The organism is Rhodococcus sp. AH-ZY2, assembly GCF_030916465.1.
Taxonomy (GTDB): domain Bacteria; phylum Actinomycetota; class Actinomycetes; order Mycobacteriales; family Mycobacteriaceae; genus Rhodococcus; species Rhodococcus ruber.
Genome location: NZ_CP126458.1, coordinates 3,042,512 through 3,061,022 on the forward strand (window position 1 = coordinate 3,042,512; position 18,511 = coordinate 3,061,022).

Consider the following 18,511-nt stretch of genomic DNA (forward strand, 5'->3'; position numbering starts at 1 on the left):
GGTTGCGCCTCAGTGGTTGCGCCTCAGTGGTTACGCAGAGCGTCGATGAGCTCGCTCTTGCGCTTGGACGAGTAACCCGACATCCCGAGTTCCTTCGCCCTCTTCTTCAACTCGTCGACCGTCCAATCCTCGTAGGACCCCGACTTGCCGCCCTTGTGCCCGACGGAGGAACGGCCACGATTCGCGGCCGCGTTCGAGATTCGGGCGGCCTTCTCCTTGGAGGCGCCGTCGTCACGTAGTTCCTGATAGAGCTTCTCGTCCTTGATCGACGACCTGGGCATGATGCCCCTCCTTTCGTCGAGCGTGCTGTCGTGGTGCGGATACCCCTCCGGCCGGGGCCGTACACCTCCGGCCTGGACCAGCAGGCTCACACAGTGCCGCACCAACCGCTCCGGCGCCACCGTGACGGTGCCGTCCAGGTAGCCGATGAACAGGCTCGTCAGTGCCCCGACCAACCCCACGGCCACCAGGTGCCGCTCGTCGCGATCGGCGATCGCGGTGAGCTGCTGCCGGACGAGCGTCACGAATGCGGGAGCGAGATCGAGGCCCTGCCCGCCGAGGGCCGGTTCCCGCAGCGGGCCGAGCAGCAGCACCCGGCCCACGGCCGGGCGGTCCACGATCAGCTCGACGAAGGCCCGGACCGCCGCCCCGGGAACGTCCCGCGGCTGCGGGACCGTGCCGACCGCGCCCTCCAGCACTGCGCGCACGTGTTCCCCGACCGCCGCATACACGGCGCGCACGAACGCGTCCCGGTCGTCGAAGCTCTCGTAGAAGTACCGTTCGGTCAGTCCGGCCGCCCGGCACACGGCGCGTACGTTGACCGCCGGTCCGTCGGGCGCGCCGAGCAGATCGATGCCCGCCGACAGCAGCGCGTCGCGGCGTGCCCGCCGGCGTTCCGCCATGTCGGTGCCGCCCCAGCGCCGTCGCACCCTCTCCACCACCGCGATCCCGTCGTCGACCGTCTGCGACGTCGGATCCTACGCGCCGGGCCGGCCGCGACGGATGCACGCGGTTGCCGTCTCGGTACGCTCCCCGGTCTGTCACCCTGGTCGGCATGGACTCCGATGCCAACGCACTCCTGCACGGCCCGTTGTTCTCCCGGCGCATGCCGCTCGACCGCGGCAACGCCGCCAGTCGCATCAGCGCCTACATCTACGGCAACGTGCTGGTGCTCGCGGCCCTCGTGCCGATCGTCACCGGGCCGAAGTACGTCGGCATCGCGATCGTGCTCGGCACGGCACTGTCGACGTTCGTCGCCCACGTGTTCGCCGAGGCGGTCGGGCACACCGTGCGCCAGGGCACCCCGTTGACCCGGGCGGAGAAGCTCGCCGAACTGCGCAACTCCGTGCCGATCCTGAGTTCGGCGGTGCTGCCGTGCGTGATCCTGGGAATCGGCTGGCTGGGTTGGCTCGAACCGCGCACCGCCCAGTTGCTCGCCGAGGTCGCCGTGCTGGCACGGATCGGGGGGATCGTCTTCGTCATCGGTCGCCTCAAGGGGGAGCGGCCGGGCCGGACCTCGCTGGTCAGTGCCGTCGCGCTCACCACGGTGGCCGCGACCGTGGTGCTCGTCAAGGTCGTCCTGACCCACTGACACGTCGACCCACCGACGTCGGCGTCCTCGACGGCCGGGCCGCCGTCGCGCCGAGGGCGTCTCAGGCGCCGGTGGGCACCGGTTCGAGGATCTCCGCGCGCGCCTCCGGGGCAGCCGCCCGCAGCGCGTCGGCGGACTCGTCGTCGGGCCGGCTCTGCGATTCGATCTCGGCGTCGACCCTCGCCCGGTAGGTCGCGATCTCCTGCTCCACCGTCGCGGCGTCCCAGCCCAGGACGGGTGCCACCAGGCGGGCGGTCTGCTCGGCGCAGTGCACGCCGCGGTGCGGGTACTCGATGGAGATGCGGGTGCGGCGCGCGAGGATGTCCTCGAGGTGCAGCGCGCCCTCCGCGGCCGCCGCGTACACGACCTCCACCTGCAGGTACTGGGGGGCGTCGGTGAGCGGTTCGAGCAACTCGGGACGGTCGGCCGCCGCCTCGAGCACCTCGTCGATCAGCGACCCGTACCGGTCGAGCAGATGCTTGATCCGGTACGGATGCAGGCCGTACCGCTCGGCGAGCTGCATCGTCTGGTTCACGAGCGCGAAGTAGCCGTCGGCCCCCGCCAGCGGCACCCGTTCGGTGATGGACGGGGCGATGCGGGCGGGGATGTCCTCGGCCGCCAGGTCGACGGCATCCTCGGCCATCACCCGGTAGGTGGTGTACTTGCCGCCGGCGATCGCGACGAGACCGGGCGCGACCCGGGCGACGGCGTGCTCGCGCGAGAGCTTCGACGTCTCGTCGCTCTCCCCCGCCAGCAACGGCCGCAGTCCCGCGTACACGCCGTCGATGTCGCCGTGGGTGAGCGGGACGACCAGGACCCGGTTCACGTGGTCGAGGATGTAGTCGATGTCGGCCTTCGTCGCGGCGGGGTGGGCGAGGTCGAGATTCCAGTCGGTGTCGGTGGTGCCGATGATCCAGTGGCTGCCCCACGGGATCACGAACAGCACGGACTTCTCGGTGCGCAGGATGATCGCCGAGTCGCTGACGATCCGGTCGCGCGGCACCACGATGTGCACGCCTTTCGAGGCGCGCACCCGGAACCGGCCGCGCTGCCGGGACAGGGCCTGGATCTCGTCGGTCCACACCCCCGTGGCGTTGATCACCACGTGCGCCCTCACCTCGGTGACCGAGCCGTCCTCCGAGTCGCGCACCCGTACACCGGAGACCCGGTCGGCCTCGCGCAGGAACCCGACCACCTGGGTCGACGTGCGTACGACGGCGCCGTAGTGGGCGGCGGTGCGAGCCACCGTCATGGTGTGGCGGGCGTCGTCGACGACGGTGTCGTAGTACCGGATCCCGCCCACGAGCGAGTTGCGTTTGAGCCCGGGTGCCATGCGCAGCGCGCCGGACCGGGTCAGATGCTTCTGCGCGGGCACGGATTTGGCGCCGCCCATCCGGTCGTAGAGGAAGATGCCCGCAGCGACGTACGGGCGCTCCCACCCGCGGTGGGTGAGGGGGAAGAGGAACTTCAGCGGCTTGACCAGATGCGGGGCCAGCGTCGACAGCGACAGTTCGCGCTCGCGCAGCGCCTCACGGACGAGGCCGAACTCGAGCTGCTCGAGATAGCGCAGCCCGCCGTGGAACATCTTCGACGAGCGGCTCGACGTGCCCGAGGCGAAGTCCCGCGCCTCCACCAGTGCGACCCGCAGCCCGCGGGTGGCGGCGTCCAGGGCGGCGCCGGCGCCGACGACACCGCCGCCGACGACCACCACGTCGAAGTGCTCCGAGCCGAGTCGTCGCCATGCGTCACGGCGCTGTTGCGGCCCGAGGACCTGGACGCCTGGTTGGTTGGTCACCGCATTGCTCCCGTGAGTCGCCGACGTTTCCGCACTCAGGGTAGTAGGTTCGTCCGCAGACTGCCGTCCCGAACCACACGCCCGGAGAGGTTGCCGTGACCCGATACATCGCCGCGATCGATCAGGGGACCACGTCGAGTCGCTGCATCATCTTCGACCACGACGGTCGCATCGTGGCCTGGGCCCAGACCGAGCACGAACAGATCCTTCCCCGCGCCGGCTGGGTGGAACACGATCCGGAAACACTGTGGATCAACACTCGCGAGGTCGCCGCCCTGGCCCTGGCGAAGGCGGATCTCACGCGCGCCGACATCGCCGCGATCGGGATCACCAACCAGCGTGAGACCACGGTGGTGTGGGAACGCTCCACGGGCCGGCCCGTCCACAACGCGATCGTGTGGCAGGACACCCGCACCGATCGCCTCGTCGAGCAGCTCGCCGGGGACGCGGGCGTGGACCGGTATCGCGACGCCACGGGCCTGCCGCTGTCGACGTACTTCGCGGGCCCGAAGGTGCGGTGGATCCTCGACAACGTCGAGGGCGCCCGGGAGCAGGCGGAGGCCGGCGAACTCGCGTTCGGGACGGTGGACAGCTGGATCCTGTGGAATCTCACCGGCGGCACCGGCGCGGGCAACCGGCAGCCGGGGGTGCACCTCACCGACGTCACCAACGCCTCGCGCACGATGCTCATGAATCTCGAGACGCTGCAATGGGATCCGGACATCTGTGCGGATTTCGGCATTCCGATGTCGATGCTGCCGGAGATCCGGAGTTCGTCCGAGATCTACGGATACGCCCGCGACCGCGGACCGCTGGCCGGCGTCCCGGTGGCCGGCATCCTCGGAGACCAGCAGGCCGCGACGTTCGGCCAGGCATGCCTGTCGCCGGGTGAGGCCAAGAACACCTACGGGACCGGCAACTTCCTGCTTCTCAACACCGGGACGACGCCGGTGCGCAGCGAGCACGGGCTGCTGACCACCGTCTGCTACCGCGTCGGCGACGCCCCGGCGGTGTACGCCCTCGAGGGTTCGATCGCCGTCACGGGCTCGCTCGTGCAGTGGATGCGCGACAATCTGGGGCTCGTCCGCACGGCCGCGGAGATCGAGGACCTCGCCGCGACCGTCCCCGACAACGGCGGTGCCTACTTCGTACCGGCGTTCTCGGGACTGTTCGCACCGCGATGGCGACCCGATGCGCGCGGGGTGATCGCCGGTCTCACCCGCTTCGTCAACCGGGGGCACCTGGCGCGGGCCGCACTCGAGGCGACCGCCTACCAGACCCGTGAGGTCATCGAGGCGATGCACGCCGACTCCGGTGTCGAACTGCACACGCTGAAGGTGGACGGCGGGATGGTCGTCAACGAGACCCTGATGCAGTTCCAGTCGGACATCCTCGGCGCCCCCGTGGTCCGCCCCGTGGTCTCCGAGACCACCGCGCTCGGCGCGGCGTACGCGGCGGGCCTGGCGGTCGGCTTCTGGGAGGGTGAGGACGACATCCGCCACAACTGGGCGGCCGGCCGCACCTGGGAACCGAAGATGGACGCCGCCGAGCGGGAACGGCTCTACGCCGAGTGGAACCGGGCGGTCGAACGGACCTACGGCTGGGCCTGAGTCGGTCGATCCGGTGGGGCGAGGCCGGCGCGGGAGCCTCGGCGCGCCGGCCTCGGGGACCCCTCATCCCGGAACGTGGTCACCGGGGACGGGGTGCAGCACCCGCGTACGCATCGCATCGGGAGCGACGTCGCGCGGGTCGGCGAGGTAGTACTCCCGGAACGGCCCCTCGGCCGCGAGACCGCGCTCGTCGAGCCACCCGAACAGTGCGTGGTAGGCGACCGGGAGCAGCGCGACCGGACCGACGAAGTCCACGCCCGCGAACGCCCCGCCCGGCAGCGTCGTCGTGGCAGTTTCCGCACGTCCGGGCGGGGACCGCAACTCGAGACCGACGCCGAACTGCACCACGCCGTCGAGGGTGGCCGGGTACTGCCCCACCACCGGCGCGTCGGTGGGCAGCCCGGCGCTCGACGCCTCGGTCAGCAGCGCCGTCACGAGATTCGTCACATCCGAATCGAGAGATTCGGCGGTCGATTCCCCACTGCGCCACAAGACCGTTCGATCCTCGACCCGGTGCCGGCGCACGGAGAGTCCGCCGGCTTCGGCCTCGGCGAGCGACGCGACGAGGGCGAGCGCGCGGCGCTTACGGTCGGCCTCGCGCTCGATCCGTTCCCGCTCCGCGGCGAGGACGGCCTCGGTGTGTCCGGGGTCCTGCAGGAGGAGACGGATCGCGGGGACGGACACCTCGGCTCGGCGCAACACCGCGATGCGCAGAGCCGAGGCGAGTTGCTCCCGCGAGTAGTACCGGTATCCGGTACGCGGATCGACCCGGCCTGGAGCGAGCAGCCGTTCGCGGTCGTAGTGGCGCAGCGTCCTGACGCTCAGCCGCGACATCCGCGCGAACTCGCCGATGCTCAGCCAGCCGTCGGCCGGGCTCACCCGGTCACCACCGCCCCGCTTCCGGCAACCTCCGGCGCGTACGGGATCACCGTGATCACGTCGACGAGCAGGCCGTCGGGATCGACGGTCATGAAGTGCCGCTGCCCGAAGTCCTCGTCGCGCAGGTCCGACGCGACCGGGAGTGCGAGGTCGCCGGCGCGCGCATACACGGCGTCCACGTCGTCGACCTCCACCGAGATCAGCACGCCGGCGGGAGCGGAGAGATGGGCTCGGGGAATCGTCTCGTGGCCGCGTGCCACGAGACCGAGCTGCACGGTCTCGTCGGTCGCCGCCTGCAACTGGACATACCAGCCGCTGTCGAAAACCACACGCAGACCGAGCAGCCCAGCATAGAAGTCGCGGCTGCGGGCGACGTCGTGAGCGGGGACCACGGGGAAGATGCTGTTCGTTCGCATGCCTCCACCGTCGACCCTCCCCCAGCGAGAGAGTCAAGAACGTCGACGCCGACCATCCCGCTCAGTCCAGATGATCGTCGTGCCGCATCAGCTGACGCGCCGCCTCGGTGATCGACCCGGTCAGCGACGGATAGACCGAGAAGGTGTGGGCGAGGTCGTCGACGCTGAGATTGTTCTGCACCGCGATCGCGATGGGCAGGATCAGCTCCGAGGCGGTGGGGGCGACCACCACGCCACCGATCACGACGCCGGTGGCGGGACGGCAGAAGATCTTCACGAAACCACGGCGCAGCCCCGCCATCTTCGCGCGGGGATTGGTGTGCAGCGGCAACATCACGGTGCGGGCCGGGACCTCACCCTTGTCGATCGCGGCCTGGCTCACGCCGACCGTGGCGATCTCGGGCCGGGTGAACACCGCGGAGGCGACGGTCTTGAGCCGGATCGGGCTGACCCCCTCGCCGAGGGCGTGGTACATCGCGATGCGGCCCTGCATCGCGGCCACCGATGCCAGCGGCAGCAGCCCGGTGCAGTCGCCGGCGGCGTAGATCCCCGAGACGGACGTGCGCGAGACCCGGTCGACCTGGATGTAGCCGCCCCGGTCGAGTTGCAGGCCGACCTTCTCCAGGCCGAGGCCGGCGGTGTTCGGCACCGAGCCCACCGTCATCAGCGCATGGCTGCCCTCGACGATGCGGCCGTCGGCCAGCTTGACCCGGATCCCGTCCCCGGTGCGCTCGACGGCGTCGGCACGGGCGTGCTTGACCAGGTTCACGCCCCGCTCGGCGAAGGCGTCCTCGAGCACGAGGGCGGCGTCCTCGTCCTCGTGCGGCAGCACCCGGTCGCGGCTCGAGACGAGCGTCACCTGGACGCCGACCTCCGTATAGGCGGAGACGAACTCGGCGCCGGTGACACCGGAGCCGACGACCACGAGGTGTTCGGGCAGCGCGTCGAGGTCGTAGAGCTGACGCCAGTTGAGGATGCGGTCACCGTCCGGCTCCGCGCCGGGCAGCACCCGCGGGCTCGCGCCGGTCGCGATGAGCACGACGTCGGCATCGAGGATCCGCTCCTCGCCCGTGAAGAGGTCGGCGCGCACCTGGTGCGCCGCCATTCCGACCTGGGTGTCGATGAGCTCGCCGCGGCCGCTGAGCAGCTGCACGCCGGCCGCCTCGAGCTTGGTGCGGATGTCCGCGGACTGCGCCCGGGCGAGGCTCTTGACACGGGTGTTGACCTCGGGCAGCGCCACCCCGGCGCTCTCGAGCCGCACGCCGAGGTCGGCAGCCCGGCGCATGTCGGTGCGGATGCCCGTGGACGCGATGAACGTCTTGGACGGTACGCAGTCGAAGAGGACGCAGGCGCCGCCGATCCCGTCCGAATCGATCAGTGACACGGCCGCGCCGTACTGGGCCGCCACCAGCGCCGCTTCGTAGCCCGCGGGGCCGCCGCCGATGATCACGATCCGGGTCATTGTTCTCCTCTGTATCGATTCCGAGATGGTCCTCGGTCCGGTGTGTGCGGGCGCCGGGGTTGCCGAACGTCCGCAGACACGCTATGTCACGGGCACCGTCCCGCGCACGCGGACGCCGCCACGAAGCGGCCGGCGCCCCGTGTCCTGCGCCGGACGGTCAGCCATTAGCCTGTACCCCGTGCCGATCTACGCCGCCTACGGCTCCAACATGCATCCCGAGCAGATGCTGCAGCGCTGCCCGCATTCGCCGATGGCCGGAACCGGCTGGCTCCACGGCTGGCGGCTGACCTTCAGCGGCGGCGACATCGGCTGGGAGGGCGCGCTCGCCACCGTCGTCGAGGATCCCGACTCGAAGGTGTTCGTCGTGCTCTACGACGTGCCCGACGAGGACGAACGCAGCCTCGACCGCTGGGAGGGCTCCGAACTCGGCATCCACCGCAAGATCCGGTTGCGGGTGGACACCGACGACGGGCCCGTGCTCGCCTGGCTGTACGTCCTCGACGCGTACGAGGGCGGCCTGCCGTCGGCGCGCTACCTGGGCGTGATGGCCGACGCCGCCGAGATCGCCGGAGCCCCCGCCGACTATGTGCGGGATCTGCGCACCCGCAACAGCCGCAACGTCGGGCCCGGCCGGCCCGACAGCTTCTAGGCCGTCTTCTCGGCCTCGGCCGGCCGAGCCGGGTAGAACGGCACCGGGACGCCGACCCGCAGCGTCACCGGATCCCCGGCCTGCACGTCGTGCGACGCGGCCCGGTGCGCCCGGATCGTCTGCCCGGCCCCGGTCACCCGCACCTCCGTCAGTGCGCCCCCGAAGGCGACGTCGAGCACGGTGAACTTCGACGGTTCGTCGGCCGCGGCGACCTGCACCTGTTCCGGGCGTACGAGCACGTGGCCCTTGCCGTGGGCCGGGGTCGCGAGGGGAACCGCACCGATCACCGTGTGCGCGCGGTCGCCGGCCGCATCGGCGTCGAGCACGACCGAATCCCCGACGAAGGCGCCCACCTCGAGCGTCGCGGGCCACCGGTAGACCTCCTCCGGCGTGCCCACCTGGGCGACACGCCCGCCGAGCATCACCGCGACCGTGTCCGCGATGGCCAGGGCCTCGGCCTGGTCGTGGGTGACGAGCACGGAGGCGACCTCCTGGTCCCGCAGCAGGGTGCGGACCTCGGTGCGCAGGCTGGACCGCAGCCCGGCGTCGAGAGCGCTGAACGGCTCGTCGAGCAGGACGACGGCCGGATTGGGCGCGAGCGCCCGGGCCAGCGCGATCCGCTGCTGCTGACCGCCGGACAGCTGGGAAGGCTTGCGCTGACCGGTGCCGGCCAGGCCGACCAGTTCCAGCAGTTCCTCCACGCGGCGCTGCCGCACGGCCTGCTGCCGCACCATCGACCGCCACGTCGGCTGCACGAGCCCGTAGCCGACGTTGCGTGCGACGCTCAGGTGCGGGAAGAGAGCGCCCTCCTGCGGGACCAGTCCCACCCCCCGGCGTTCCGGCGGCAGCGCCGTGAGGTCGCGCCCGTCCGCGACGACGCGTCCCGCGCTCGCCGGGTGCAGACCCGCGACCACCCGCAGCAGGGTGGTCTTGCCCCCGCCCGAGGGCCCGAGCACGGCCAGCAGCGCGCCTCGTTCCACCGTCAGCGAGACGTCGCTGACGACCTCCGTCCGCCCGTACCGGGCGCAGACGCCCTCGAGACAGAGCCCGCTCATTCCTCACCGCCACTTTCCGCATCGACCCGGCCGCGCAGCAACCGGCCCAGCACCAGGGACGGCAGCGCGGCGACGAGCACCAGGATCGCCGCGTACGGGGCCGCCGACCCGTACTCGAGGGTCTCGGTGTACTTCCACATCCGTGACGCCAGGGTGTCCTCCCCGATCGGCAGGAGCAACAACGTCGCCGGCAGTTCCTTCGCGATGGTGAGGAACGCCAGTGCCGTCCCCGCGACGACTCCGGGCGCGGCCAGCGGGATCATCACCCGGATGCCGGTCCGCATCCGTCCGCTGCCGAGGGTCGCGGACGCGTCCTCGAGGCCGAGCGGAATCGAGGCGACCGCCGCGCGGATCGAGCCGACGGCGAGCGGCAGGAACAACACCGCGTAGCCCATCACGAGCATCGGGGTGTGCTGGTACCACTGCGGCAGCAGTCGGATCCCGAAGAAGACCAGGGCCAGGCCCACGGTGATGCCGGGCAGCGCGAATCCGACGTAGGCGGCGCTCTCGGTGAACCGCGAGACCGGCGAGGTCGAACGCGCCGCCAGGATGCCGACCGGCAGGGCCAGCGCCGTGGTCAGCAGCGCACCGAGGGCCGCCACCCACAGGGTGTACGTCGTCGCCGTCCAGATCCCCGCCCAGTCGATCGCGGCCTGCTGCGAGAACCACAGCCAGCGCGCGAGTCCGGCGAGCGGCACGCCGACGCCGACCGTCAGCACGACGGCGAGGAACGCCAGGGCCGTCCACCGCTGCCGGCCCAGCGGCACGGGCGCGGCGGGCCGTGGGGCGCCGGAGCCGATGCGCGCGGTCGCCCCCCGGCGCACCCGGCGTTCGGAGACGGTCAGCGCGACGGCGAGCACGACGAGCACCAGGCCGAACACCGCCGCGGGGGTGCGGTCGAGCAACCCCCGGTAGCTGCCGTAGATGGCGAGGGTGAACGCTTCGTACCGCATCAGCGCGACGGCACCGAAGTCGCTGAGGGTGTACAGCGCCACCAGCAGGCCGCCGGCCGCCGCGGTGGGCCACACCTGTCGCAGGGTGACGGTGAGCGTGGTGCGCAGCCGGGACCGGCCGAGGGTGCGCGCCACCTCCTCGAGCCCCGGGTCGACCGAGGCCAGCGCGGCGGACACCGGCAGGTACACGTACGGGAAGCTCGCCGCGGTCAGGACCAGCGCAGCACCCGCGAAGCCCGCGAGTCCGGGGAACTGGGCGATGTACACGAACCCGGACACGTACGACGGGATGGCGAGGGGAACGCTCAGCGCGAGGGCGAACCACCGCCGGCCGGGCAGGTCGGTGCGTGCCGTGAGCCATGCGGCGGTGACGCCGACGACGAGGCAGGCCACGGTGACGGTGAGCGCGAGAATGCCGCTGCGCCACACCAGATCGAGGGTGCGCTGCCGGAACACCAGCGACCACACCCGGTCGGGGCCGTCGGCGAACGCGCGCATGACCAGGTGCGCCACGGGGGCGAGTGCGAAGACCGAGACACCCAGCGCGGCCAGCGTGAGAACGGGCCGGCTGCGCCGGGTGGGACGGAGCGAGGCGAGCTGGATCAGATGAATCCCAACTCCTGCAGCAACGCCTGGGTCTGCTCGAGCGAGGCGAGTTCGGCGAGTTCGATGTCGGCATTACCGATCTCGGACAGCGGACGCAGCTGATCCTTCGTCTCGACACCCTCGACGACCGGATACTCGGACGTCTCGTCGGCGAAGTAGGTCTGTGCCTCGGGCGAGAGCAGCGCGGCGACGAACTGCTCCGCCTGTTCCTTCTGGTCGGTGGTCCGCACGACGCCCGCCCCGGCGATGTTCACCAGTGCGCCCGGATCACCGGCCTGGAAGTAGTACACCTGCACGTTCAGGTTCTCGGCACCGCGCTCGTCCGCGAGTCCGTACCAGTAGTAGTGGTTGGTCAGACCGAGGGTGACCTGGCCGGCGTCGACCCCCTCCATCAGCGGGCCGTTGCCCTCGAACGCCACCGGCTCGTTGGCCTTGAAGGCCTCGAGCCAGGCGCGGGCGCCGTCCTCGCCGCGGGCGACGCGCAGCCCGGTGACGAACGCCTGGAACGACGCGTTGGTCGGGGCGAAGCCGATCTGGCCCTTCCACTTCGGGTCCAGCAGACCGTCGATGCCGGTGGGCAGGTCCTGCGGCTGCACCTTCTCGTCGTTGTAGACGAGTACGCGGGCACGTGCGGAGGTCGCCACCCAGGTGCCGTCGGCAGCGCGGTAGTCGGCGGGAACCAGGTCGGTCACCGAGGCCGGCAGCGTCTCGAGCAGCCCCGCCTGGTCGAGCAGGCCGAGGGCACCCGCGTCCTGGGTGAACACCACGTCGGCGGGCGAGGAGTCACCCTCCTCCACCAGCTTCCCGGTGATCTCCGGGGTGCTGCCGTAGACGACGTCGACCTCGAAGCCGAGCGTGCCCTCGAGCTGGTCGATCAGCGGGGCGACCAGGTTCTCGCTGCGCCCGGAGTACAGGGTGAGCGCGCCGGTCGAGTCGCCCTCGGACCCACCCGAGTCGCTGCCGCACGCGGCCAACGCGGCGGCGAGTACCCCGGCCGACACTACTGCGACGGCTCTGCGTCGAAACTGCATTCCGGACCTCCTGGCGTGAGCGACGGCTCACAGGCGATGTACAGGTTGTGCAAGCCTAACCTGATCCCAGGACCAGGTTCGTCATCACCCGTACGCCGACCGCCAGGGCGCGCTCGTCGAGGTCGAAATCGGGCTGGTGGATGTCGAGCTTCGGCCCGCTCCCCCGCCACACACCCAGCCGGGCCATCGCACCCGGAACCTGCTCGAGGTACCAGGAGAAGTCCTCCCCGCCGCCGGACTGCGGGGTGTCCGCCAGCGCGTCCGGGTCGATCGCCCGCACCGCGTCCTCGACCATCCGGGCCGACACCTCGTCGTTGACGACGGGCGGCACCCCGCGCCGGTAGTCCAGCTCGTAGCTCAGTCCCGTGGGCGCGAGCAGGCCGTGCACGATCTCCCGCACCATCGGTTCGAGCAGTTCCCACGTCTCGTGGTCGCCGGTGCGGACGGTGCCGGTCAGCATGCCGGTGCGGGGAATCGCATTCGCGGCCTTGCCCGCCGCGACCGCGCCCCACACCATCACCGTGCTCGTACGGGGGTCGATGCGCCGGCTGAGCATGCCGGGCAGCCCGGTGATCACGGTGCCGAGTCCGTACACCAGATCGCCGGTCAGGTGCGGGCGGGAGGTGTGCCCTCCCGGCGAGTCGAGAACCAGCTCGACCGTGTCGGCGGCCGAGGTGATCGCCCCGACCCGCACCCCCACCTTGCCGGCCTCGAGTCTGGGATCGCAGTGCAGCGCGAAGATCCGGGCCACGCCTTCGAGCGCGCCGGCGGCCACCACGTCGAGCGCGCCGCCGGGCATCACCTCCTCGGCGGGCTGGAAGATCAGCCGCACCCCCACCGGCAGCTCGGGCACCGAGTTCAACGCCAGGGCCGCGCCGAGGAGCACGGTCGTGTGGGCGTCGTGCCCGCAGGCGTGCGCCACACCCGGCACGGTGGAGGCGAACGGCAGGCCCGTCATCTCCTGCATGGGCAGCGCGTCCATGTCGGCGCGCAGGGCTATCCGCGGCCCGTCGGGACCGAGATCGCAGATCAGGCCCGTGCCGCGCGGCAGCACCTTCGGTTCGAGCCCGGCGGCCGCGAGCGTGCTCCCGACGAACTCGGTGGTCGCGTACTCCTGGCGGGCCAGTTCGGGATTGGCGTGGATGTGCCGGCGCCACCCCGACAGGTCGTCGGTGTGCTCGCCCAGCCACTTCTCGATGTACGGGTTCATCGGCGTGCCACGTTCTCGAGCAGCCGCGCACGTTGCGTGGGATCGGCCGCCGCCCGGGCCGCCGTCGCGGCCAGCGCGCGGGCGCCGTCGAGGACGGCGAGGTCCGCCGAGGCGGTGACGCACGCGTCGGCGAACGCCGCCTGGTGAGTCACCGCGCCACCGGAGTCGAGACCGATCACCGGGTGGATACCCGGCACCACGTTCGTCACGTTTCCCATGTCCGTGCTGCCCAGCGGGCGCGATCCTTCCTCCTCGACGGGCAGCGGCGTGCGCCCGAGACCGATGATCTCCTCACGATAAGCCCGGACCAGCCACGGGTCGGGAGTCAGTTCCGTATAGGTCGGCGACACGGTGCGGATCTCGTGCGTGCAGCCGGCGGCGAGGGCCCCGGCGGCGAAGCAGCTGCCGGCGCGCTCGGACAGGTCGGCGAGGGACTCCGCGGTCGCCGCCCGCAGGTAGTACAGCAGTTCCGTGTGCGCGGGCACGATGTTCGGGGCGGTGCCGCCGTCGCTGACGATCCCGTGGATCTGCTGACCGGGCAGCAGGTGCTGCCGCAGCAGGCCGACGGCGACCTGCGCGACGGTCGCCGCATCGGCGGCGTTGCGGCCGTACTCGGGAGCCGCGGAGGCGTGCGCCTCGCGGCCGGTGTAGCTGACCGCGATGTCCGCGAGGGCCAGCGACGTCGCCCCGGTGATGTCGAACGGACCCGGGTGCACCATCAGGGCCATGCCGACGTCGTCGAACACCCCGCGTTCGAGCATGAGCACCTTGCCGCCGCCGGTCTCCTCGGCGGGTGTGCCGATGACGCGGACGGTGACGCCGAGCGCGTCGGCGACGGCGGCCAGTCCCAGGCCCGCGCCGGCGGCGGCAGCAGCAATGATGTTGTGCCCGCACGCGTGCCCGATGCCGGGCAGCGCGTCGTATTCGGCGCAGAGGCCGACCACGAGGTCTCCGCTGCCGAACCGGGCGTCGAATGCGGTGGGCAGATCGGCGATCCCGGTGCGGACCTCGAATCCGCCGCTGCGCAGCAGGTCCACGATCTTCGCGGCGCTGCGGTGTTCGTCGAAGGCCAGTTCCGGCTCGGCATGGATCGAATGCGACAGGGCGATCAGGCCGTCCGACGCAGCCTCGATCGCCCTGTCCGCATCGCTCGTCACCCGCTCAGTCTGGCACGGGCGGAAAGCGCGCACCTCACCCGAGGCGGAAGTTCGACTCGTCCGTCTTCGTCTCGAGTGCCGCGATCAGCGGTGCATGCAGACCACGCTTGATGCCCGCCAGGTTGGCGCCGCGGGTGCCCGTCAGCGCGGCGGCCCGTTCGACGGCGGCGGCCAGCACGGCATCACCGTCGACGGCGCGATCGACGATGCCCGCCGCGAGGGCGTCGGCGCCGCCGAACCGGCGGCCGGTCGTGGTCGCCTCGACCGCGGCCTGGATCGGCAGCCGCTCGCGCAGGAGCGCGGACATGCCCACGGTGAACGGCATGTTCAGGGACACCTCGGGCAGGCACCAGAAGCCGCGATCGGACCGCATCACGCGGAAGTCGTGGGTCAGCGCGAGCATCGCACCGGCACCGAACGCGTGGCCCTGCACCGCCGCGACGGTCGCCGCGGGGAAGGTCAGGATCCGCACGTACAACTCGTGCACGGAATCGAGGTAGCCCGGAAGGTCGGGGAGGTTGCCGAAGATCCAGTCGGTGTCGAGGCCGTTGCTCCAGAACTTCCCGGTGGCCGCGGTCACGAGCGCGGCCGGGCCGTCGTGGGCGACGACCTCGTCGAGCAGCTCGTGGACGGCGGAGAGCCAGCCGGGATGGAAGCGGTTCTCGGTGTCGCCGCCGGAGCGGTCGCCGAGATGGAGGACGAAGACGTCGCCGTCGCGGTCGAGGTATGGCATGCGGAGAGGATAGCGCCACAACCTACCGACGAGTAACAACAGGCTTGGCGCTAGGGTCGACCGACATGGGAACACCCGACGCCATCGCCGACCCCCCTGCCGAGGCCGCCCGCGCCGCCGCGGCACTCGCCGAACGCACCGGCGTGCCCGAACACCCCGTCGCGGTGGTCCTCGGCTCGGGCTGGCGCGCCGCGGTGGAGCGCTTCGGCCCGGCGGTCGCCGACGTCCCGATGGGCGAACTTCCCGGGTTCGCCCCGCCCACCGCCGAAGGGCATTCGGGCACCGTGCATTCGGTGCGGGTCGGCGAGACCCCGGTGCTGCTCCTCGCCGGCCGCACCCACGCCTACGAGGGGCACGACCTGAGCCGTGTCGTGCACCCGGTGCGCACCGCCGTCGCGGCCGGCGCGCACACCGTCGTGCTCACCAACGCCGCCGGCGGCATCCGGCCCGACCACACGGTCGGTCAGCCGGTGCTGATCTCGGACCACCTCAACCTCACCGGCCGTTCGCCCCTGCGCGGCGCCCAGTTCGTCGACCTCGTCGACGCCTACTGTCCGGAGCTGCGCGCCCTCGCCCGCGAGATCGACCCCACCCTCGACGAGGGCGTGTACGCAGGACTGCCCGGCCCGCACTACGAAACCCCCGCCGAGATCCGCATGCTGCGCACGCTCGGCGCCGACCTGGTGGGCATGTCCACCGTGCACGAGACCATCGCCGCGCGTGCCGCGGGCGCGCGGGTGCTCGGCATCTCCCTGGTCACCAACGCCGCCGCGGGACTCACCGGTGAGCACCTGGACCACCACGAGGTCCTCGCGGCGGGACGGGCCGCCGCGACCCGTATGGGCGACCTGCTGCGCGAGCTGGCGGGCCGGCTGTGAGCCTGCGTTTCGGGACCGCCGGGCTGCGCGGTCCCGTCGGCGACGGACCCGGCTGCATCAACGAGGACGTGGTCGTCCGCACCACCGCGGGCCTGGCCCGATGGCTCGACGCGCGCGGGTGCGGCGGCGGCACCGTGGTCGTCGGCCGCGACGCCCGCACCGGATCCGCCGAGTTCTTCGCCGCCGCCACCGAGGTCCTCGCGGCCGCCGGTTTCGACGTCGTGGCCCTGCCGCGCCCGCTGCCGACCCCGGTGACGGCGTACGCCGTGCGGGCCCTCGATGCGGTCGCGGGCGTGCAGATCACCGCGTCCCACAACCCGGCCCCGGACAACGGCTACAAGGTCTACACCCGGGGCGGTGCACAACTGGTCGAGCCGGACGACCGCGAGATCGAGAGGGCGATCGACGCCGTCGGCGCGGCGTCGTCCGTGCCGCGCACCGCCGTCGCGCCCACCGGGGACGACCTGGTGGCGCGCTATCTGGCGCGCGTCGCCTCCCTACCGCGCGGCACGGCGCGCACCCTGCGCATCGCGCTCACACCGCTGCACGGCGTCGGCGGCGAGACCGCCGTCGCGGCGCTGCACGCCGCGGGCTTCGGCGACGTGCACGTGGTGGACGCCCAGTTCGCCCCCGATCCCCGCTTCCCCACCGTCGAGTTCCCCAATCCGGAGGAACCGGGGGCCGCCGATGCCGTGCTCGCACTCGCCGCCGACGTGGGCGCGGACATCGCGCTCGCCCTCGATCCCGATGCGGACCGATGCGCCGTGGGCGTCCCCACGCCCGAGGGCTGGCGGATGCTGCGCGGCGACGAGACCGGGGCGCTGCTCGGGGACCGGATTCTCGCGGGTGCCCCGCGCGGCGCGCTGGTGGCGACGACGATCGTCTCCTCGGCCCTGCTCGGCAGACTCGCCGCCGCACGGGGCGCCCGCTACGCGCAGACCCTCACGGGCTTCAAGTGGCTCGCTCGCGCGGGCGACGGACTCGTGTACGCGTACGAGGAGGCCCTCGGTCACTGCGTCGACCCGGATGCGGTGCGCGACAAGGACGGCATCGCGACGGCGGTCGTCGTCGCGGACTATGCCGCCGAATTGAAGGCTCGCCGAAGCACTCTCGTCGACGCGCTCGACGCCCTCCACCGAGAGTTCGGGCTGCACCTCGGCGATCAGGTCTCGATCCGGGTGGCCGATCTCGCCCGGATCGGGGCGATCATGAGCCGGTTGCGGTCCGCGCTGCCGGCCGAACTCGCCGGAGAGCCGGTCACGGCCACCGACCTCGCGGCGGCGAGCGGCCCGCTGCGCACGGACGCCGTGGTACTCGAGGGCGCGTCGGTGCGGGTCGTGGTCCGGCCGTCGGGCACCGAGCCGAAGCTCAAGTGCTACCTCGAGTCCGTCGCCGCGGACGGTGACCGCGACGGCGCGACCGCGCGGCTGAAGGCGTTGCGCGCGTGGGCGACCGGCCTCGGTGAGCGCTGACGCGCGACACCGGGCCGGTGACGGCCGCTTCTCGCGGTCGCCACCGGCCCGGCGGAGGAACGGCCACCCTCAGAGACGGTGTGGCACACCGTAGGTGATGACGGTGTCGTTGTTCGAGGTGACAGCCCGGGCGTACGGCCGGATCGTGACCGGGCCGAGTGCCCCCGAGACCGAGCCGTGGACTCCGGCCAGCCGGACGGTCGCCGACCGGCCGTCGAACTCCATGTCCTCGACGAACGCCACGTCGGTGATGCCGCCCGGCGAGAGATCGACCTCGATCTCCTGCGACGGGATGATCGACCCGCCGATCGTCGCGCCGGTGCTCGCGTCGAGCCCGAGGCCGAACTCGGGGGCGAGCTCGACGCCGATACCGAATTCGTTGCCGACCTCCCAGTCGAGACTGGGGGTGTTGATGTGCACGACGGCCCCGTTGAGCGCGACCGGGTAGCCGATCTGGTATCCGATGGTCAGCTTGGTGTCCTGGAACGAGTCGGCATCGGGCCCGGTGAAGTTGACCGACACCACCTCGTCGTGGAAGAACTCGAAACTGACGGGCGAGCTGTCGAGCGGCGGATAGGACTGGATCGACGTGTCGGCCTGAAGGACTTCGATGGCGTTGTTGTTGCCGAGGGGCAGCGTCCGGGCGTTGTCGACAGCGGCTCCGGCACTACCGGACCCCACCACCATGCCCAGCACGGCGGCCGCACCGAGTGCGGTGGCCCGGGCGCACTGTCGAAATCTGCTGCCGGAGAAGGTGTTGATCATCGAGCGGACCTCATTTTCGTGGGCGGTCGAGGACAGTGGACGTTCCAACCGATCACGGGGAGCGTAACCAGAGCGGGCCCGGAGAAAAGGAGAGTTGATCAACTTCCCCGAATCGAGACGGTGCCCGCCCGGTCGCTGCCGCTCGGATCGAGATCCTCGGCGGCCCACGCTCTGGACCGAAAACCCTTCCCGGGCTGGCATTTCGATGTCCATGCACCGCCCGTCGCCCCCGCGGCCGGGCACCGCCGT

Annotated in this window: 17 protein-coding genes and 1 pseudogene; 5 read left to right on the plus strand and 13 right to left on the minus strand. The window is 71.7% G+C overall.

Annotation, left to right across the window (positions count from 1 at the left end):
* Nucleotides 1-23: 23 nt before the first annotated feature.
* Together QNA09_RS15070 and QNA09_RS15075 are read right to left on the minus strand one after the other, a co-directional pair.
* Nucleotides 24-281: a Rho termination factor N-terminal domain-containing protein gene (locus QNA09_RS15070; protein WP_003935700.1), complete on the minus strand. Its 258-nt coding sequence runs from the start codon at nt 279-281 to the stop codon at nt 24-26.
* 69 nt (nt 282-350) lie between these two features.
* Nucleotides 351-902, minus strand: a pseudogene (locus QNA09_RS15075) (TetR/AcrR family transcriptional regulator); the annotation flags it as partial.
* A gap of 152 nt (nt 903-1,054) precedes the next feature.
* Here QNA09_RS15075 and QNA09_RS15080 point away from each other — a divergent pair.
* Nucleotides 1,055-1,591 carry a hypothetical protein gene (locus QNA09_RS15080; RefSeq protein WP_010594804.1) on the plus strand — a complete coding sequence of 179 codons (537 nt, stop codon included), beginning with the start codon at nt 1,055-1,057 and terminating at the stop codon, nt 1,589-1,591.
* A 61-nt stretch (nt 1,592-1,652) separates the two neighbouring features.
* Here the strand turns inward: QNA09_RS15080 and glpD are convergent, their stop codons facing one another.
* Nucleotides 1,653-3,386 carry a glycerol-3-phosphate dehydrogenase gene (gene glpD, locus QNA09_RS15085; protein WP_010594805.1) on the minus strand — a complete coding sequence of 578 codons (1,734 nt, stop codon included), beginning with the start codon at nt 3,384-3,386 and terminating at the stop codon, nt 1,653-1,655.
* Between the two features lie 95 nt (nt 3,387-3,481).
* On the opposite strand from glpD, the gene glpK reads away from it, so the two are divergent.
* A complete protein-coding gene (gene glpK, locus QNA09_RS15090) occupies nt 3,482-4,996 on the plus strand; it encodes a glycerol kinase GlpK (RefSeq protein WP_010594806.1) in 1,515 nt (504 codons plus the stop codon).
* A gap of 63 nt (nt 4,997-5,059) precedes the next feature.
* On the opposite strand, the gene QNA09_RS15095 is transcribed toward glpK, so the two are convergent.
* The 3 genes from QNA09_RS15095 to QNA09_RS15105 form a co-directional block, all read right to left on the minus strand.
* Nucleotides 5,060-5,875 carry a MerR family transcriptional regulator gene (locus tag QNA09_RS15095; protein WP_010594807.1) on the minus strand — a complete coding sequence of 272 codons (816 nt, stop codon included), beginning with the start codon at nt 5,873-5,875 and terminating at the stop codon, nt 5,060-5,062.
* Nucleotides 5,872-6,291 (minus strand): VOC family protein, encoded by a 420-nt coding sequence (locus QNA09_RS15100; protein WP_010594808.1) that lies wholly within the window; start codon nt 6,289-6,291, stop codon nt 5,872-5,874. The genes QNA09_RS15095 and QNA09_RS15100 overlap by 4 nt, the downstream gene beginning before the upstream one ends.
* A gap of 61 nt (nt 6,292-6,352) precedes the next feature.
* Entirely contained in the window at nt 6,353-7,753 is a 1,401-nt protein-coding gene (locus QNA09_RS15105; protein ID WP_010594809.1) for an NAD(P)H-quinone dehydrogenase, read from the minus strand.
* Nucleotides 7,754-7,931: 178 nt separating this feature from the next.
* Between QNA09_RS15105 and QNA09_RS15110 the strand changes: the two genes are divergently transcribed.
* Nucleotides 7,932-8,402 (plus strand): gamma-glutamylcyclotransferase, encoded by a 471-nt coding sequence (locus QNA09_RS15110; protein WP_006939627.1) that lies wholly within the window; start codon nt 7,932-7,934, stop codon nt 8,400-8,402.
* Here QNA09_RS15110 and QNA09_RS15115 read toward each other — a convergent pair.
* From QNA09_RS15115 to QNA09_RS15140, 6 genes are all read right to left on the minus strand, one after another.
* Entirely contained in the window at nt 8,399-9,457 is a 1,059-nt protein-coding gene (locus QNA09_RS15115; RefSeq protein WP_040272432.1) for an ABC transporter ATP-binding protein, read from the minus strand. The genes QNA09_RS15110 and QNA09_RS15115 overlap by 4 nt on opposite strands.
* Nucleotides 9,454-10,908 (minus strand): iron ABC transporter permease, encoded by a 1,455-nt coding sequence (locus QNA09_RS15120; RefSeq protein ID WP_052455296.1) that lies wholly within the window; start codon nt 10,906-10,908, stop codon nt 9,454-9,456. The genes QNA09_RS15115 and QNA09_RS15120 overlap by 4 nt, the downstream gene beginning before the upstream one ends.
* 104 nt (nt 10,909-11,012) lie before the next feature.
* The gene (locus tag QNA09_RS15125) at nt 11,013-12,047 is read right to left on the minus strand and encodes an iron ABC transporter substrate-binding protein (protein WP_026137503.1); all 1,035 of its coding nucleotides are present in this window, start codon (nt 12,045-12,047) and stop codon (nt 11,013-11,015) included.
* A 55-nt stretch (nt 12,048-12,102) separates the two neighbouring features.
* The gene (locus QNA09_RS15130) at nt 12,103-13,257 is read right to left on the minus strand and encodes a M20 family metallopeptidase (protein WP_010594813.1); all 1,155 of its coding nucleotides are present in this window, start codon (nt 13,255-13,257) and stop codon (nt 12,103-12,105) included.
* Nucleotides 13,254-14,414: a M20 family metallopeptidase gene (locus QNA09_RS15135; protein WP_010594814.1), complete on the minus strand. Its 1,161-nt coding sequence runs from the start codon at nt 14,412-14,414 to the stop codon at nt 13,254-13,256. The genes QNA09_RS15130 and QNA09_RS15135 overlap by 4 nt, the downstream gene beginning before the upstream one ends.
* Nucleotides 14,415-14,448: 34 nt before the next feature.
* Nucleotides 14,449-15,147 (minus strand): enoyl-CoA hydratase/isomerase family protein, encoded by a 699-nt coding sequence (locus QNA09_RS15140; RefSeq protein ID WP_010594815.1) that lies wholly within the window; start codon nt 15,145-15,147, stop codon nt 14,449-14,451.
* A gap of 65 nt (nt 15,148-15,212) precedes the next feature.
* Here QNA09_RS15140 and QNA09_RS15145 point away from each other — a divergent pair, with 65 nt between their 5' ends.
* Entirely contained in the window at nt 15,213-16,025 is an 813-nt protein-coding gene (locus tag QNA09_RS15145; RefSeq protein ID WP_010594816.1) for a purine-nucleoside phosphorylase, read from the plus strand.
* Entirely contained in the window at nt 16,022-17,497 is a 1,476-nt protein-coding gene (locus tag QNA09_RS15150; RefSeq protein WP_010594817.1) for a phospho-sugar mutase, read from the plus strand. Before QNA09_RS15145 ends, QNA09_RS15150 begins: the two co-directional genes overlap by 4 nt.
* A gap of 69 nt (nt 17,498-17,566) precedes the next feature.
* Here the strand turns inward: QNA09_RS15150 and QNA09_RS15155 are convergent, their stop codons facing one another.
* Complete coding sequence (locus QNA09_RS15155; RefSeq protein ID WP_010594818.1) at nt 17,567-18,262, minus strand: MspA family porin; 696 nt, start codon at nt 18,260-18,262, stop codon at nt 17,567-17,569.
* Between the last annotated feature and the right edge of the window lie 249 nt (nt 18,263-18,511).

Coding starts and splice junctions, on each gene's coding strand:
- QNA09_RS15070 (WP_003935700.1), bottom strand. CDS start 281: ATGCCCAGGTCGTCGATCAAGGACGAGAAGCTCTATCAGGAACTACGT.
- QNA09_RS15080 (WP_010594804.1), top strand. CDS start 1,055: ATGGACTCCGATGCCAACGCACTCCTGCACGGCCCGTTGTTCTCCCGG.
- QNA09_RS15100 (WP_010594808.1), bottom strand. CDS start 6,291: ATGCGAACGAACAGCATCTTCCCCGTGGTCCCCGCTCACGACGTCGCC.
- QNA09_RS15105 (WP_010594809.1), bottom strand. CDS start 7,753: ATGACCCGGATCGTGATCATCGGCGGCGGCCCCGCGGGCTACGAAGCG.
- QNA09_RS15115 (WP_040272432.1), bottom strand. CDS start 9,457: ATGAGCGGGCTCTGTCTCGAGGGCGTCTGCGCCCGGTACGGGCGGACG.
- QNA09_RS15120 (WP_052455296.1), bottom strand. CDS start 10,908: ATGCGCGCGTTCGCCGACGGCCCCGACCGGGTGTGGTCGCTGGTGTTC.
- QNA09_RS15125 (WP_026137503.1), bottom strand. CDS start 12,047: ATGCAGTTTCGACGCAGAGCCGTCGCAGTAGTGTCGGCCGGGGTACTC.
- QNA09_RS15130 (WP_010594813.1), bottom strand. CDS start 13,257: ATGAACCCGTACATCGAGAAGTGGCTGGGCGAGCACACCGACGACCTG.
- QNA09_RS15140 (WP_010594815.1), bottom strand. CDS start 15,147: ATGCCATACCTCGACCGCGACGGCGACGTCTTCGTCCTCCATCTCGGC.
- QNA09_RS15145 (WP_010594816.1), top strand. CDS start 15,213: ATGGGAACACCCGACGCCATCGCCGACCCCCCTGCCGAGGCCGCCCGC.
- QNA09_RS15155 (WP_010594818.1), bottom strand. CDS start 18,262: ATGATCAACACCTTCTCCGGCAGCAGATTTCGACAGTGCGCCCGGGCC.